Genomic DNA, 16,747 nt, shown 5'->3' with positions numbered 1-16,747 from the left:
CCAACCGGGGAGCTTCACCTGGCGCAGTCATCGGCGCCCCCGCCTGTACTGCCCGTTCGTGTACGGTGAAGCAGGTTAAGGATCCGTTTCTTCATCTGGCCCGCCCCCTGGGGGGTATTCGCCGCAGAAACGTGGCGCATTTCACACCGCGCGCATGAGCATGCCGAACAGGTCTCGCGGATCGTCCGGGTCGGCCAGCATGTCGAGCGGTTCGAAAAAGACCGTGCCCCGGATTGCCTTCTTGATGTAACGCAGGGCCGAGAAATCCTCGATCGCGAAGCCCACGCTGTCGAACAGCGTGATCTGGTTTGCGTTCCTTCTCCCCTCGGCCTGGCCCGTGATCACCTGCCAGATCTCGGTCACGGGATGATCGGGGTCCAGCGCCTGGATCTCGCCCTCGATCCGGGTCTGTTCGGGGTATTCCACGAAGATCTGCGACCGCAGCAGGATGTCGCGGTGCAATTCGGTCTTGCCGGGGCAATCGCCGCCGATGGCGTTGATGTGAACGCCGGGGCCGACCATGTTGTCCGTCAGGATCGTGGCGTATTTCTTGTCGGCGGTGCAGGTGGTGATGATCTGCGCGCCTTCGATGGCCTCTTCGGCTGATCCGCAGGACACGACGGTCAAACCCTTGCCGGCGAGGTTGGCGGCGCATTTCGCCGTTGCCCCCGGGTCGACGTCAAACAGCCGTACCGTGTCGATGCCGCAAAGTGCCTTGAAGGCGAGGCATTGGAACTCGGACTGGGCGCCGTTCCCGATCATCGCCATGGTGGTGGCGTTCTTCGGGGCCAGGTATTTGCCGACCAGCGCCGACGTCGCCGCTGTTCGCATCGCGGTCAGCATCGTCATCTCGGTCAGAAGGGTCGGATAGCCGGTGTAGACATCCGCCAGCAGGCCGAATGCGGTCACGGTCTGCAGCCCTTCGGACGTGTTCTTGGGGTGGCCGTTGACGTATTTGAACCCATAGGCCTCGCCATCCGATGTGGGCATGAGTTCGATCACCCCATGCGGCGAATGCGCCGCGACGCGCGGGGTCTTGTCGAAGCTTTCCCAGCGCCTGAAATCCGCCTCGATCTCGGCGGCCAGGCCGGTGATCATCTTCTCGATGCCGATGTGGTGGATCAGCCGCATCATGTTGTCGACCGAAACGAAGGGAACCAGTGCCTTGTCGGAAGGTTGGGTCATTTAGAAGCTCCGGGTTGGGCGGTCGAAGATGCGGCGGCCCATCAGCGAGGCGGCCAGATCGACCATCAGTTTCGCGGTGCGCCCGCGTTCGTCGAGAAACGGGTTCAGTTCAACAAGGTCCAGCGAAGAGACAAGCCCGCTTTCGTGCAGCAGTTCCATCACCAGATGCGCCTCGCGCTCGGTGGCGCCGCCCGGAACCGTCGTGCCGACCGCGGGCGCGATGGCGGGCTCCAGGAAATCCACGTCCAGCGAGACATGCAGCAGGCCGTCGGCCGCGCGCACCCTGTCCAGAAACGCCATCAGCGGGGCCTTGATGCCGTGTTCGTCGATGCTGCGCATGTCCGCCAGCATCGCGTTGTCCTTTTCCAACGCCGCGCGTTCGGCGGGATCGACCGAGCGCAACCCGATCATGCCGACGCGGTCCGTCGGCACCGGCGCGGGCAGGGGCGGGAAGGCCTCGAACCCGGCCTGACCGGTGAAATAGGCGACGGGCGTGCCGTGCAGGTTGCCGCTGCCGGTGCTCTGCGGCGTGTGGAAATCGCTGTGCGCGTCCAGCCACAGCACGAAAAGCGGGCGGCGCTCGGCATCGGCATGGGCCGCCATGCCCGCGACCGTACCCATCGAAAGCGCATGATCGCCCCCCATGAAGATCGGTACACCGCGCACGGCGGCGTCCTGCGCCGCGCGGGCCAGAGCCCGGGTCCATCCGATGCACGCCGGCAGCGAGAACAGATGCTCGTGCTCGGGCATGTCGATGGGGTCGGGGGCCACGTCGCCCAGGTCGATCACCGCGTGCCCGAGGTCCGACAGCGCCTGCTCGATTCCGGCCACGCGATAGGCATCCGGGCCCATCCGGCAACCCTGACGCCGTTTGCCCGCATCCATCGGGGCGCCGACAAGAAGAAGATCACGTTGTTTCATGATGCCATTTTGCTGACGCTTCGCACTTGCCGGAAGAGATCAAAATGCTCAAAATGGAACCAATATTGTCGGAACGGATTTCCCGCATGGACGAACTGGATAATCGACTTCTCAGCGCACTGCATCGCGACGCCCGGGCGTCCCTTTCGGAACTGGCGGAACAGTTGGGCGTGACCCGCACCACGATTCGGACCCGGCTGCAAAAGCTCAAGCAATCCGGCGAAATCGTGGGGTTTACCGTGACCACGCGTCAGGATGTGGCGCAAAGCCCGGTGCGCGGGTTGATGATGCTCGGGATCGAGGGGCGCGGCACCGAGCGCATCATGTCGAGGATCTCGGCAATGCGGCAGGTGCGGGCGGTGCATTCGACCAATGGGTCATGGGATCTCATCGCGGAAATCGGAACCCAGACGCTGGAGGAACTGGATGAGGTGCTGTTCACGATCCGGCGCATGGACGGGGTGACGCGGTCCGAGACGAACCTGCTGCTGTCCACCCGCCGGGGCAGGGTCTGATCGGGGCTTGGTCAGACCGTCTGTGACAGGATTTTCTTCACCGCCGCCTCGCAGCGTTCCAGTTCCGCCGCAAGTTCCTGCTGCGCCGGTGGCACGTCCTCGAGCTTGCCGTCGCGCCCCAGGTTTTCAAGCTTGAGGGCGGCCTCGGCCACCGGAACCGCGCCGATCACGTTTGCCGACCCCTTCAGTGTATGTGCGGCACGGCGCAATTCCTGCGCGTCACCCTTTTCACGAGAGGTTTCGATGGCGGAAACAAGCTTGGGAAGCTCCGAAAGGAACATCTCGGCCATCTCGCGCAACAGCCCCTCGTCTCCCAACCGGTCGAGCGCGTCCTGCCAGTCGATCGGGTCCGCCGCGCCATTCTCGGTGGTTTCGGTTCCCGTATCGTCTGCCGCTTCGGTGGCCGCCGCCGCGTCGGGCGCCTGCTCCGAATGCAAGGGTGCGGCACTGCTTTCCACCGGTTCCCCGGGCAGGGAACCGGCGTCGCCGGCTACCTGTTCGACGATGCGCAGCAATTCGTTGGCGCGGAAGGGTTTGCCGACGAAATCGTCCATTCCGGCGGCCGCGCAACGTTCCCGGTCGGCGGGCGTGACGCTGGCCGTGCAGGCCACGATCGGCAGGCGCCTGCCGCCCTCGGCCTGTTCCCGGGCGCGGATCTGCTTGGCGGCCTCGACACCGTCCATCACCGGCATGTGCATGTCCATCAGCACGATGTCGTAGCCGTCCTTTTCTGCTGCATTTACGGCTTCCTGTCCGTTCTCGGCCACGTCCACGCTGTGACCGCGCTTGGTCAGCAGATCGACGGCGACCTTCTGATTGACCAGCCCGTCCTCGGCGAGCAGGATCCTGAGCGATCGTGCCGCGGTTTCTCCCTCCGACGCCGCAGGCGCGACCTTGCGCGCGGCGGCGCCGACCGCGTCCAGCACCGCGTTCAGAAGATCGGATTGCTTGACCGGCTTGACCAGCATCCGGCGGATGCGCAGGTCCCGCTGCCGCTCTTCCAGACCGCCATATCCAGCTGACGACATCACCAGGATGGACATGGCGTCCAGCGCCGTGCGTTTTCGGATTTCCGTCGCCAGCTCGATCCCGTCCATCTCCGGCATCATCAGATCCAAAAGGGCAAGACGCGGCATCGATGCCTTTTCGATCATCTCGTCAAGGCGGGCAAGCGCGGCCTTCCCGTCCTGCGCGAGGGTGGGCGTCATCCCCCAGTTTTCGACCACTTCCGCGAGGATCCTTCGGTTGGTCTCGTTGTCGTCGGCGATCAGAACCGGCATCCCCCGCAACTCGCTGGGCACCGCCGCTCGGGGCAGGTCGCTTTCGCTGGCAAGACCCAGCTTCGCGCGGAAGGAAAAGCTGCTGCCCTCGCCGGGCGTGCTTTCAAGCTTCATTTCGCTGCCCATCTTGCGCGCGAGTTGCGCCGAGATGGCCAGGCCCAGCCCGGTACCGCCATAACGGCGCGTCGTCGAGGTGTCGGCCTGGCCGAACGCCTCGAATATCTTCTGCTGCTGGTCCTCGGGTATGCCGATGCCAGTGTCGCGCACCGCGATTTCCAGCGTCATTTCCGTATCGCTGCGGTCGATGAGCCGGGTATCGACCACCACTTCGCCTTCTTCCGTGAACTTGATGGCGTTGCCGACAAGGTTGACGATGACCTGACGCAGGCGCGTCGGGTCGCCGATAACGCGGTCCGGCACATCGGGCGGAATGTGGTGGGCCAGTTCCAGCCCTTTTTCGCCGGCCCGCATGGTCAATGTCTGCAGCGTATCGCCCAGCAGGTCGCGCAGGCGGAAAGGCACTTCCTCCAGTTCCAGCCGGCCCGCTTCGATCTTCGAGAAGTCCAGGATGTCGTTGATCAGATCCAGCAGCGTGTCGCCCGACCGCATGATGATCTGCGCGTATTCCTTCTGCTGCGGCGTCAGGTCGGTGCCGCAGAGCAGTTCCGCCATGCCGATCACCCCGTTGAGCGGTGTCCGGATCTCATGGCTCATGTTGGCGAGGAATTCGCTTTTCGCGACGCTCGCCTGCAACGCGGCATCGCGCGCCTTTTCCAGTTCGACATGCGAGCGGCGCAGTTCTTCGGTGCGCTGTTCCAGTTCGGCTGTGCGCTCGGCGACAAGCTCCTCCAGCCGGTTGCGGTGCTCCTGCAACTCGGTGATGTCCGTATAGGCGCAGACGGTTCCGCCATCGCTGGTCTTGTGCTCGCTGATCCAGATGCAGCGGCCGGTCGTGTGTTGCAAGGCGAAAGGCTTGCCCGGATTGCGGTGCAGCGCCAGCCGTCTTTCCATCCATTCTTCGACCGGCATGTCCCCGAGTTCCAGCAATCCGGCCTGGTATGCCGCTTGCAGGACCTCGGCAAAGGTCATGCCCGGCTCGAGCCTGGCGTCGCGGGGATAGAACTTGTTCCTGAAGATGGAATTGAACAGAACCAGCCGGTCGTCCGCGTCGTACAGAATGAAACCCTCTTCGACGGATTCGATCGCGTCAACCAGTTGGGTTCTGGTGAATTCGGCCCTCGCCCGCGCCTCCTGGACCTCGGCCTCGGCGCGTTGGCGTGCCACGACGATCCCAAGTTGCACGCCGATCTGCGCCATGACCTCCAGCAGCTTGGGGTTTTCAACTTCGACCTGGCTCGAGAAAAACTCCAGCACCGCGACGACGTGCCCGTTCGCCTTGACCGGAAAACCCGCCCCGGTCTTGACGCCGATTTCCTTGGCCATCTTGGCCCGCGGGAAGTTCGGGTCGCTCAGCACGTCGGGTATCCACGCCGGCTCGCCGCTTTCGAATACGCGCCCGGGCAGGCCCACGCCCGGGGCAAAGCGGGCCTGCTCGGTCACCTTCCGGAAAGCCTCGAAGCCCTTCGGATCCTCAAGATACCAGACATCAGAGGGCGCCAGTTCGCCCGCTGCCTCGTCGTGGAGATAGACGTGCCCGACCGGCCATCCCATCAGCTTGCAGACCTCGTCAAGCGCCACGCGAAACGCGTCCTCGATGCTTTCCGCCTCGTTCGCGGCGCGGGTGATCACCTGGTTGCACCGCAACAGCGCCGAGCTTTCCCTCAGCGAGGCCTCGGCGCGGGTCCGTTCGGTGATCTGCCGGGTGAGGGATGACAGAAACGCAACCAGAATGGCCGTCACCGACAGCCCGCCGGCAAGCGTCACAGACGCGCCCGAAATCCAGTGAGTGGGGCGGAAATCCTTGGCCGGGACCGCAAGAAACGTCCAATTGCGGCCGAGGATGTCGAACTGCGATGAATGGTCGAGATCGGCCGCCGCAGTCAGTTCGTCCATAGTCGCATCGGGCAGTTCCGCGGTTTCCGTCTCGTCCTCGCCCTGCGGACCCGCGTAGATCTCGCCGCTTTCACTGTCGAAAAGATAGATGTGGATGTGATCTTCGGGAAAATATTCCAAAGCGTCGCTCATCACGTCATCGACGCGCAAGGTGATCGCGACGACGCCCTTGATCTGCTCGCGTTGCAGTACTTGCCCGGCCCTGCCGAAATACGGCGCGACGATCGCGATGCGAGGCTGTTCCCCAACCATGCCTGGCAAGGTGATCTGTGCCGTGGCCGCCGCCGCGCCGCTGTCGCGCGCCCGCTTTATCGCTTCGAAGAATACCGGGTCCGAGGCGAGGTCGTAGCCAAGCGCCTCTCGGGACAAGCTGCGGCGGGATGCGACGAAGAATACCGGAAAATGCAGATCGCGCGCCTGTTGGGGCACACGCTCGCCGTTCGGTGCGATCTCGAACAGGTTGAAATCGTCGGCCAGTTGGGCGCGCCCCAGGTTTTCCCAGAAGGACACAAGGTTGTCCGGAACACTGGGCGCAAAGAGCGCGACCTCGACATTCGGAAGATCGTTCAGGAACGGTTTGGAGAAAACGTCGAATTCACTGCGTTCGACCGATCGCGAACTTTCGTAAAGACCATGCAGCGCCTTGATCATCGATGCGCCCTGCAGAACCTGCCGCTTGACGGCCTCGATCCGGCGCGAGGCCACGCGGTCAAATTCGGCCTCGGCCCTTTGGCGCTCTTCGCGCAACAGGACCTGCCAGACGATCAGGGTCAGCGCCAGGCTCAGCAATCCGACGGTGCCGATGACCCAAATACGGCCCCGGACCAATATCCAGTTCACCACCGACGGGCGCTTGTTGCCGGAGATCCCGGATGAGTCTGGTGTTTTCGCCATCGGGTCAGTCTCCCTGAACCGTGCCGGTTTGGCGCGAGATGCTCCCGTGTTATGGGAACAGCCCCCGCAGTAGCTTGGCCTCGGTCACCCGCTGCACGCCCTCGACCAGCGCGGCGGTGCGCATGTCTATGCCGTCGCGGGCGGCGCGTTGAACGGTGCGGTCGAAAGCGTCGAGCATGATCTGCTTGAGGCGGCCGTTGATTTCGTCGAGCGTCCAGGTCAGGTTCTGAGTGCCCTGCACCCACTCGAAATAGGACACTGTCACGCCGCCGGCATTTCCCAGAACGTCGGGCACGATCATGATCCCCTTTTCGTTCAAGGTCTCGTCCGCCTCCAGCGAAGTCGGGCCGTTGGCACCCTCGGCCAGGATCTTGCAGTCGATCCGGTCCGCATTCGCTGCGGTCACCTGGTTCTGCAGCGCGGCGAGGGCCAGGACATCGCATTTCGTCTCGAGCAGTTCGGCATTGGTCACGTGATCGGCCTCGGGATAGTCCTTGAGAACCCGGTTTTCGGCCACGTAGTCGATCAGCGCCTGGACCCCGAGACCCTTGGGATTGTATATCCCGGTGGACACGTCGCTGACGGCAACGATCTTGGCGCCGGCCTCTTCCAGAAATTTCGCGGTGAAACTGCCGACATTGCCGAAGCCCTGCACCACCGCCGGAGCACCCTGCAGGTCCAGCCCGGTATGCCGCGCGGCGGCCTCGATCATGTAGACCAGCCCGCGCCCGGTCGCTTCGCGCCGCCCAAGCGAACCGCCAAGAACGACCGGCTTGCCGGTGACCACCGTCGGAACGGTATAGCCGACCTGCTGGCTGTAGGTGTCCATCATCCAGGCCATGACCTGTTCGTTGGTGCCCATGTCAGGCGCCGGGATGTCCTTGTCCGGGCCGATGATGTCGATGATTTCGGCGGTATACCGGCGGGTCAGCCGCTGCAGTTCGTTGCTGGACAGGGTGGTCGGATCGACGCGCACGCCGCCCTTGGCGCCGCCATAGGGCAGGTTCATCAGGGCGCATTTCCAAGTCATCCAGGTCGCCAGCGCCGCGACCTCGCCCAGATCGACATCCTCGTGATACCGGACACCGCCCTTGGTCGGACCCATCGTCAGCACATGCTGCACCCGGTATCCGAACACCGTCTCGACCTGCGAGCGGTCGTCGCGGAAGAAGGGGAAGGACACCACCTGGGTCCGTTGCGGGAACAGGAGCCGCTGTCGGATGTTGTCGTCCAGCCCCATGATCTGCGCCGCCTTCAGGAACTGCTGCTGCGCCAGCCGGAACATCGGGGAATCCCATTCTCCGGTGCGGGCCCGCGCGCGGGCCAGCGTATAGCGGATGGCCCGGCCCAGGGCGACGGCGTTCAGGGTCGACTTGACCAGAAAGGCGCTGGCCCCGGCCTCGACGGCGCTGGCGGCAAGCTTCAGATCGTCCATTGCCGTCAGGATCACCACCGGCATGTCCGGCGCGGCAGAGTGGACCCGAAAGAACGTGTCCAGTTCCTGGCTGTCGGGCAGCACCAGATCGAGTAGCACAAGATCGATGCCGCCTTCCTTCAGCAACGCAAGCCCGTCCGCAAGGTTCTCGGCGGATTTGACCGAGCATTTCAACTGCGGTTCGCCTTCGATCAGGCGCACGATCAGTTTCGCGTGAAGGGGGTTATCCTCGATCAGTAGGATGTTGACTGCTTGATCGGACATGCGGTGTCCTTTCAGTTCAGTGCAAGATAAGGCGCTAAGCCCCTTTGATGCTGATCCAATCCGGCGCGGCAGTCATGCTTTTCGTGGCTCAATCGCCAAGAAGTGATCGGAAATCATCGTGCCTGCGCGCCCATGCGCGATTGGCGGTATCTCGCCCAGTACTGCATACGACTATCCTGCATGTCGTTTCCTGCAAGCCGATATCGCTTTCCTGCAAGTGGCCATCGCCGGGTTCGGAATAACTCGAACCGAAAAGGAGATCGCCACATGACACAGCCAGCCACCGCCATTCGGTCCCGTTCCGGCGGACGCGCCGCGCGGCGCGCGATACGCACCGCTCCGGTCTTCGACATGCTGCCCAGCCTTGCCCGCGGCATCCCGCTGTGCGAGGTCATGGACGACGCCCAGGTCGAACGCATCGACAGCGCCTCGATGGACATTCTGGAGAACGTGGGCGTGCAGTTTCGCGACCCGATCGCCCTGGAGGACTGGAAAGGCGCCGGCGCCAAGGTCGTGGGCGAAATGGTCTACCTCGACCGGGGTCTGGTGCGCGAACTGATCACGACAATTCCTTCCGATTTCACCTATCACGCCCGCGATCCGAACAAGAACGTGCGCCTCGGCGGGCGGCATTCGATCTTCGTGCCGATGACCGGAGCGCCGTTCCTGCGCGACCTCGACGACGTACGTCGCAACCCGACGCTGGACGACCTGGCGATGTTCCACAAGCTCAGCCAGATGATGCCCGCGCTGCATTCCTCGGCGCACCATATCGTAGAGCCCTACGACCACCCGATCAGCCAACGGCACCTGCGCATCACCTATTCGTCGATGAAACACTCGGACAAGACCTTCATGGGCATGACCACCTCGCCCAAGAACGCCGAGGACGTGATGGAGATGTGCGCAATCCTCTTCGGTGCGGACTACATGGAGGATCACCCCGTCACCACCGGCAACTGCAACGGCAACTCGCCGCTGGTCTGGGACGAGACCATGCTGGGGGCCATGCGCGCCTTCTGCCGCCGCAACCAACCGGTACTGTGCTCGCCGTTCGTGCTGGGCGGCGCCAACACGCCCGCCAGCGTACCCGCCACCGTGGCGCAACTGAATGCCGAGGCGCTTTCGGCGCTGGCTTACACGCAAGTGATCCGGCGTGGCGCGCCCGCGATCTATGGCCATTACCTGTCCACCGTCAGCATGAAATCCGGCGCGCCGATGGCAGGGACGCCCGAGATCAGCCTGATGAATTTCATGATCGGCCAAATGGCGCGGTTCTATGATGTACCGTGGCGCACCTCGAACACGTTGGGCGGCGCCAAGACCTTCGACGCGCAGGCGGGCTATGAATCCGCCACCACGTTGCAGGCCGTGCTCCATGCGGGGGCCAACTACATCTGGCATTCGGCGGGCTGGAACGAAGCCGGCATGCACTGCTCGGTCGCCAAGTTCATCGTCGATGCCGAGCAATGCGCCATGGCCTACCGCATGGCCGAAGGCCCGAAATGGCACGACTTCGACGAGGCCATTGCGGCCGTGTCGGATGTCGGTCCGGGCGGGCATTACCTGGGCCACCCCCATACGCAGGAGAATTTTCAGACCGCGTTCTTCATGCCGGAACTGTTCGACAACAATTCGATCGAGCAATGGGTAGCCGAAGGCGAGGTGGAGATCACGGGACGGGCCTTGCGCCGCGCCAAAAAGCTGCTGGCCGAATACGAAGAACCCAGGCTCGACCAAGCCAAGGACGAGGAACTCCGCGATTACATCGCCCGGCGCGAACGGGAAATCCCGGCGGCGGACGAGTTGAACCAGACCTACTGACACTCCCCACTGGCCCACCCGGATCCGGGTGGGCTTTTTTTCACGGATCCCGCGAATGAAGATCACCGAAATCCATATCTACAGCCATGACCTGCCGGTGAAAAACGGACCCTATACCATGGCCAATGCCGAGGTCTGGTCGCTCGAAACGACGCTGGTCAAACTGGTCGCCGACAACGGCCTGGCAGGCTGGGGAGAAACCTGCCCGGTGGGCCCCACCTATGCCGAGGCGCATTCCGCAGGCGCCCGCGCCGCGCTTGCTCAGATAGCGCCGGGGCTGATCGGGGCCGATGTGCAGCCGCTGCCGATCCACCGTCGGATGGACGGGTTGCTGAACGGCCATCACTACGCCAAGGCCGCCGTGGACATCGCCTTGCACGACCTGCTGGGCAAGCACCTTGGCGTCAGCGTCTCGGATCTGCTGGGCGGGGCGGTGACCGACCGCGTGCCGTCCTACTACGCCACCGGTGTCGGCGCACCGGACGAGATCGCCCGCTTGGCGGCTGAGATACGCGCCGAAGGCTATCCCCGCATTCAGGTCAAGGTCGGCGGCCGCCCGGTGGTGGTGGATATCGAAACCATCCGAAAGGTATGGGAAACGATCCGCGGATCGGGCATGAGGCTGGCCGTGGATGGTAACCGCGGATGGACCACCCGCGACGCGCTGCGGGTCAGCCGGGAATGCCCGGACATCCCCTTCATCATGGAACAGCCCTGCAACACGATCGAGGATCTGGCCAAGATCCGGCCCCAGATCGGCCACGCGATCTACATGGACGAGAACAGCACAAGCCTGAACACGGTCATTACCGCCGCCGGCACCGGCCTGGTGGACGGTTTCGGAATGAAGGTGACACGGATCGGCGGACTGATGCAGATGCGGGCCTTCCGCGACATCTGCGAGGCGCGCAACCTCCCGCATACCTGCGACGACAGCTGGGGCGGCGACATCATCGCCGCCGCCTGCACCCATATAGGCGCCACCGTGCGCCCGGACCTGCTCGAAGGTGTCTGGCTCGCGGCCCCTTACATCGAGGGCAACTACGACCCCGAAGACGGCATCCGCATCGAGGGCGGGCATATCATGAGGCCTGGGGGCGTCGGCCTTGGCGTCGTCCCGGACGAAACCCTGTTCGGCGCGCCCGTCGCGTCGTTCTGAAACCGGAGTCAACATCATGGAATTCAAAGGCAAAACCGCGTTGGTGACAGGCGCGGCGGGCGGCATCGGCGCATCGATCGTCGAACGGTTGCGCTCTGCCGGGGCGCGGGTCGCGGTGGCCGATCGCGACGTCGGCGGCATCGAGGCCGAGGCGCATCTGGCGGGCGATCTGATGGACGCGGCATATTCGGATGCGCTGCCGCAAATGGCGGCGGTGGCGCTTGGCGGGCTGGACATCGTGATCAACAACGCCGGCGTGATCACTCGTGGTCCGGTCACCGACACTTCGGATGCGGATTGGGACATGTCGCTTGGCGTCAATGTCGAAGCGCCGTTCCGCATCTGCCGCGCGGCCATTCCGATCATGGCCCGCTCGGGCGGCGGCGCCATCGTCAACACAGCCTCTTGCTGGGGGCTGCGCCCGGGTCCCAATCACGCGATATATTGCATGACCAAGGCGGCGATCGCGTCGCTGACACAGTGCATGGGCATGGACCACGCCCATCAGGGCATCCGCATCAACGCGGTCTGCCCGAACGAGGTGAATACGCCGATGCTGCGCACCGGATTCGCCAGGCGCGGTTTCGATCCGGATAGTGCCGTGGCCGAATTGGGCAAGACAGTTCCTCTGGGCCGCATTGCCGAGCCCGAGGACATCGCAGATGTGGTATTATTCCTGGCGTCGGATGCGGCGCGCTACATCTGTGGCGCGCTGATCGAAGTCAACGGAGGTAAACCGGTGTCATGAGACGGTTCGAAGACAAGGTTGCGTTGGTCACTGGCGGACGGTCTGGCATAGGTCAGGCGATCGCCCGGCGACTGCGCGATGAGGGCGCAAGGGTCTTTACCGCGCAGCGGGGTGCCGATGCCGAGTTTCCCAGCATCGACGCCGATTTCGCGGATATCGAATGCCCGGCGCAGGTCGTCGCGGAACTGGTGGCGAGGGCAGGGCGGCTGGACGTTCTGGTCAACAATGCCGGCATGATGCAGGAGGTGCGGGTCGAGGATATGTCGCCCGAGGATTGGCAGCGCAACCTGACGGTCAACCTGACTGCGCCCTTTCTGATGATCAGGGCGGCGTTGCCGCATCTTCGCAAGACCCGCGGCAGCATCGTCAATACCGGTTCGATCGAGGGGTTGGGGGCCAATCCCGGCCATGCCGCCTATTGCGCGTCCAAGGCGGGGCTGCATGGCCTGACGCGGGCGGTGGCGGTGGATCACGGGGCCGAGGGGATACGCTGCAACGCCGTGGCGCCGGGCTGGATCGACACCGAGCTCAACGTCGATTTCATCGAAAGCATGCCCGATCCCATTGCGTTCCGCGCCAACATCGGCCGCATCCACCCGGTGGCCCGCACGGGCAAACCCGAAGAAGTGGCGGCACTCGTGGCCTTCCTCGCTTCGGACGAGGCGGCTTTTGTCACGGGGCAGATTTATTCCGTCGATGGCGGGCGCATGGCAAAGCTCAGCCTGCCCTAAAGGCCAGTGGCGCGGGGCTATTCGTCCCGCGCACGCCATTCCTTCCAGCGCAGCACCGCATTCGCGCCGATCCGGGCAAAGGGCTGCGGCGGCAGGCGTTTGGGCCGGTCCTCGCCGCCGAAATGCCGGGTGATGGCGGATTGCTCGCCGCAGGCCAGTTCGGCCGCACCGATGCCCGTAAGCGTGCCGCGGGCGGTGCCGAGGCCGTTCTGCACGCAGCCCGAAAACACGCCGTCGTCGATCTGGCGCATGACCGCCACGCCGTTGAGGCTGAGGCACAGATGCCCGGCCCAGGCATATTGCATCCGCATCCCCGCCAGTTGCGGGAAACGCTGGTCGAACTTGCGCTGCATGACCTGCGCCGCCCGGTCAAGGCTGGACTGCGACGGGTTCATGCCCGGTACCAGCTCGGCGCAGGTGCGGGTGATGATCCGGTTGCCGCCCTGACCAGTGTCGATCCGGCGCATGGTAGTGCCCATCGGGTCGGACGGGGTGACGCCCCAGCGCGGCTGCCCTCCCAGTCTGCGCAGGACATCGGCGTCCAGTTCCGGCGTCATGGTGGCGAACAGGAACAGCTGCATCAGCCTGCCGCGCTCGACGCCGAAGCTTTCCAGATGCCCGTTCGCCGTGACGATGACGCGGGCGGTGCTGACGCTGCCGTTGGGCGTGGCCACTTGCCAGCCGCTGCCCTGCTTTCGGAACCCGGTGACGGGGCTGTTCTCGAATATCTCGACCCCCGCGCCGCGCAATCCCTGCGCAAGCCCCCGAATATACCCCGCCGGCTGAAGCATCACGGTTCCGGGCGTGTAGAGGCCCGACATGTAATGGGTGCTGCCTGTCAGTTCCGCCATCTGCTGACGGTCCAGCAGTTCGGATGCTTCTCCAAGGCCGCCCAGATGCTCGGCATAGCTCAGGTTGTGCGCGTGCGCAGCCTCGCTCGCCGCTCCGTTCACCTTGCCCGCCGGATCGAAGAAATTCGGATCGATGCCGAATTCTTCGACCGCGCCCAGAGCGAAACCGATGGCCTGCCGGTTCAGGGCGATCAGCGCGCGATCGTCCCCGGCGCCGGCATAGTCATCCGAGGCCAGATCGTGCGGCAGGTCGATCATGAAGCCTGAATTGCGCCCCGAAGCGCCCTCGGCCAGTTGCCCGGCCTCCAGCACCGCGATGCGGGCGCCGGGCTGCAACTGGGTCAGGCGCCGCGCCGCCGACAGCCCGGCAAACCCCGCGCCGACCACGACGAAATCCGCGGTCCGATCGCCGCTCAGCGCCGGCCCGGGCGCGTACGGTCCCAGAATGGCGGCCCAGGCTGCCGGTCCGCGATGAACCGGCAACCGAATGGCGGAATAGCTTGTCAATCCACGGCCTCGTCTGCGTCGTCGCTCAGGTCGATCCATATGGTCTTGAGCTGCGTGTACTGGTCGTGGGCGTGAACCGAGTTGTCGCGCCCACCGAAACCGGACTGCTTGAAGCCGCCGAAGGGCGTGGTGATGTCGCCTTCGCCAAAGCTGTTGACCGTAACCGTTCCGGCGCGCAGGGCCCGGGCGCCCCGGATCGCCCGCTTGGCGTTGGCGGTGAAGAGAGCGGCGCAGAGCCCGTAGTCGGTGTCGTTGGCGACGCGGATCGCCTCGTCGAACCCGCCCACCTCGATGACCGACAGGACGGGGCCGAAAATCTCTTCGCGCGCCAGCCTGTGGTCGTTGCCGGGCACCTCGACGACAGTGGCCTCGACGAATCCGTCCTTGGCCGTGCCGCCCAGAACGATGTTCTTGGCGTCCTTCAGATAGCCGCAGACCTTGTCGAAATGCGCCTTTGAGACCAGCGCGCCCATCCGGGTCTCAGGGTCCAGCGGATCGCCCACGTTCCAATGCCGCGCATGTGCCGCGATACGTTCCAGAAGTTCGGCCTTCACGTCCCGATGCACGATCAGGCGCGACGAGGCCGAGCAGTTCTCGCCCATGTTCCAGAACGCGCCGTTGACGACGTGCTGCGCCACGCGGTCCAGGTTCTCGGCGTCGTCCATGACGATGGCGGGGTTCTTGCCGCCCATTTCCAGGACGACTTCCTTGGCGTTGCTTTCGGCCGAGTAGGTCAGAAACCGCTTGCCGGTCACGGTCGATCCGGTGAAGGACACCATGTCGATATCCATGTGCCGGCCGATCGGCTCGCCGACTTCCGCCCCGCCGCCGGGCACCACGTTCAGAACCCCGCGCGGCAGACCCGCCTCCATCGCCAGTTCGGCCACGCGCAGCGCGGTCAACGTGGTTTCGGCGGCCGGTTTGACAACGACCGAGCATCCCGCCGCCAGCGCCGGGCCGATCTTCCAGGCCAGCATCAGCAGCGGAAAGTTCCACGGCAGCACCAGGCCGACCACGCCGACCGGTTCACGCACCACCATCGCGATGTGATCGTCCGAGGCGGGCGACACCTGGTCGTAGATCTTGTCGATCGCCTCGGCGTGCCATTTCAGACAGTGGATGCTTTCGGGCACGTCGACGGTTTCGCAGTCGAAAATGGTCTTGCCGCTGTCGAGGCTCTCCATCACCGCCAGTTCGCGGGCATTGCGTTTCATCAGCTTGGCAAGGCGGATCAGGACATCCTTGCGCGCCGACGGGTGCATCCGCGACCAGCGGCCATCCTCGAATGCCTCGCGGGCCTTGGCGACCGCGAAATCCACGTCCTCCTGCGCGCAGGCGGCGATCTCGGCCAGTTTCTCGCCCGTGGCGGGGTTCACGCTGGCGAAGGTCTTGCCCGATGCGGCGGGTCTGAAACCGCCGTCGATGAAGGCGTTCACGGGGAGGGTCAGCTCGGCCGCGATGGCGCGATATTCGTCTTTGGTCAGCAGATCCATTGCTCTTACCCCTCTGCCTGAATGTCCGCGATGGTGCGTTTCAGCACCTTGATCACCTGTTCCAGCGCACGCTTGTCATCCTTGTTCAACCCTTTCAGTGGCGGGCGCATCGGGCCGGTGTCGATCCCGTTCAGGGTGACGCCGTGCTTGATGCACTGGATGAACTTGCCACCCTGTTCCAGCACCCGCATCAGCGGCATCATCGCCGACATGATCCGGCGGCCCTTGCTGAAATCGCCTTGGACCGCGCAGGCGTTGTAAAGCGCGACATGTTCCTCGGGCAGGAAGTTCGAGCCGCCGCAGACCCAGCTGCGCGCGCCCCATGCAAAGAACTCCAGCGCCTGGTCATCCATGCCGCAGGACATCTGGATATGCGGATAGTCGCGGGCCAGCAGATGCACCCGGTTGATATCGCCCGAGCTTTCCTTGATGGCGCAGATGTTGCGCGACCGGCCCACGCGGTCCAGGAATTCCTCGCCCATGTGCACACCCATCCGCCCCGGATAGTTGTAGAGCATCACCGGCAGGTTCGCCGCCTTGTCGATGGCCAGCGCGTTCAGCGCGTTCTCGCGTTCGGTCGGCACCGAATAGGGCGGGGTGGCCAGCAGGATCGCGTCCGCTCCCAGTTCCCGCGCGCCGGTCGCCAGCGCGATGGAATCCGGCGTCATCATCGCGCCGGTGCCGACGATCAGAGGCACCCGGCCCTTTGAGCGTTCGCGGGTGAATTTCGCGACTTCCAGCCGCTCGCCGACGGTCTGGGCATAGTTCTCGCCGGTCGAGCCGCCAGAGATCAGGCCATGCACGCCCGCGCCGACAAGATATTCGATCACGTCGGCCAGAGCGTCCCAATGGACGCTTCCATCCTCGTGAAACGGCGTCACGACTGGGGTGTAGATCCCTTCGAACTGGAAAATCGGGGTCATCAGG

General features: G+C 64.4%; 12 protein-coding genes. 5 read left to right on the top strand and 7 right to left on the bottom strand.

Annotation, left to right across the window (positions count from 1 at the left end; translation table 11 throughout):
* Nucleotides 1-141: 141 nt before the first annotated feature.
* Nucleotides 142-1,185 (bottom strand): ornithine cyclodeaminase, encoded by a 1,044-nt coding sequence (locus tag FGK63_RS07425; protein WP_138840972.1) that lies wholly within the window; start codon nt 1,183-1,185, stop codon nt 142-144.
* The gene (gene rocF, locus FGK63_RS07420) at nt 1,186-2,106 is read right to left on the bottom strand and encodes an arginase (RefSeq protein WP_138840971.1); all 921 of its coding nucleotides are present in this window, start codon (nt 2,104-2,106) and stop codon (nt 1,186-1,188) included.
* A gap of 86 nt (nt 2,107-2,192) precedes the next feature.
* Here rocF and FGK63_RS07415 point away from each other — a divergent pair, with 86 nt between their 5' ends.
* On the top strand, nt 2,193-2,621 hold the full coding sequence (locus tag FGK63_RS07415; protein ID WP_138840970.1) for an Lrp/AsnC family transcriptional regulator: 429 nt from the start codon (nt 2,193-2,195) through the stop codon (nt 2,619-2,621).
* Between the two features lie 11 nt (nt 2,622-2,632).
* Here FGK63_RS07415 and FGK63_RS07410 read toward each other — a convergent pair whose 3' ends face one another.
* On the bottom strand, nt 2,633-6,808 hold the full coding sequence (locus tag FGK63_RS07410; protein WP_138840969.1) for a response regulator: 4,176 nt from the start codon (nt 6,806-6,808) through the stop codon (nt 2,633-2,635).
* 49 nt (nt 6,809-6,857) lie between these two features.
* Nucleotides 6,858-8,507 (bottom strand): Glu/Leu/Phe/Val dehydrogenase dimerization domain-containing protein, encoded by a 1,650-nt coding sequence (locus FGK63_RS07405; RefSeq protein ID WP_138840968.1) that lies wholly within the window; start codon nt 8,505-8,507, stop codon nt 6,858-6,860.
* Nucleotides 8,508-8,774: 267 nt separating this feature from the next.
* On the opposite strand from FGK63_RS07405, the gene FGK63_RS07400 reads away from it, so the two are divergent.
* Genes FGK63_RS07400 through FGK63_RS07385 form a run of 4 tightly spaced genes read left to right on the top strand, consistent with a single transcriptional unit; the run spans nt 8,775 to nt 12,969 of the window.
* Nucleotides 8,775-10,331: a trimethylamine methyltransferase family protein gene (locus tag FGK63_RS07400; RefSeq protein WP_138840967.1), complete on the top strand. Its 1,557-nt coding sequence runs from the start codon at nt 8,775-8,777 to the stop codon at nt 10,329-10,331.
* A gap of 55 nt (nt 10,332-10,386) precedes the next feature.
* Nucleotides 10,387-11,490, top strand: coding sequence for a mandelate racemase/muconate lactonizing enzyme family protein (locus FGK63_RS07395; protein ID WP_138840966.1), 1,104 nt, complete (start codon nt 10,387-10,389; stop codon nt 11,488-11,490).
* A 16-nt stretch (nt 11,491-11,506) separates the two neighbouring features.
* Nucleotides 11,507-12,238, top strand: coding sequence for an SDR family NAD(P)-dependent oxidoreductase (locus FGK63_RS07390; RefSeq protein ID WP_171052591.1), 732 nt, complete (start codon nt 11,507-11,509; stop codon nt 12,236-12,238).
* Entirely contained in the window at nt 12,235-12,969 is a 735-nt protein-coding gene (locus FGK63_RS07385; RefSeq protein WP_138840965.1) for an SDR family NAD(P)-dependent oxidoreductase, read from the top strand. Before FGK63_RS07390 ends, FGK63_RS07385 begins: the two co-directional genes overlap by 4 nt.
* Nucleotides 12,970-12,986: 17 nt before the next feature.
* Here FGK63_RS07385 and FGK63_RS07380 read toward each other — a convergent pair whose 3' ends face one another.
* Genes FGK63_RS07380 through FGK63_RS07370 form a run of 3 tightly spaced genes read right to left on the bottom strand, consistent with a single transcriptional unit; the run spans nt 12,987 to nt 16,743 of the window.
* Nucleotides 12,987-14,327 carry an NAD(P)/FAD-dependent oxidoreductase gene (locus FGK63_RS07380; protein ID WP_138840964.1) on the bottom strand — a complete coding sequence of 447 codons (1,341 nt, stop codon included), beginning with the start codon at nt 14,325-14,327 and terminating at the stop codon, nt 12,987-12,989.
* Entirely contained in the window at nt 14,324-15,820 is a 1,497-nt protein-coding gene (locus FGK63_RS07375; protein ID WP_138840963.1) for an aldehyde dehydrogenase, read from the bottom strand. The genes FGK63_RS07380 and FGK63_RS07375 overlap by 4 nt, the downstream gene beginning before the upstream one ends.
* A gap of 5 nt (nt 15,821-15,825) precedes the next feature.
* The gene (locus FGK63_RS07370) at nt 15,826-16,743 is read right to left on the bottom strand and encodes a dihydrodipicolinate synthase family protein (RefSeq protein ID WP_138840962.1); all 918 of its coding nucleotides are present in this window, start codon (nt 16,741-16,743) and stop codon (nt 15,826-15,828) included.
* Nucleotides 16,744-16,747 lie beyond the last annotated feature (4 nt).

The organism is Ruegeria sediminis (assembly GCF_005938215.1).
Classification (GTDB): Bacteria; Pseudomonadota; Alphaproteobacteria; order Rhodobacterales; family Rhodobacteraceae; genus Ruegeria; species Ruegeria sediminis.
This window is presented reverse-complemented; position numbering and strand designations above follow the sequence as displayed.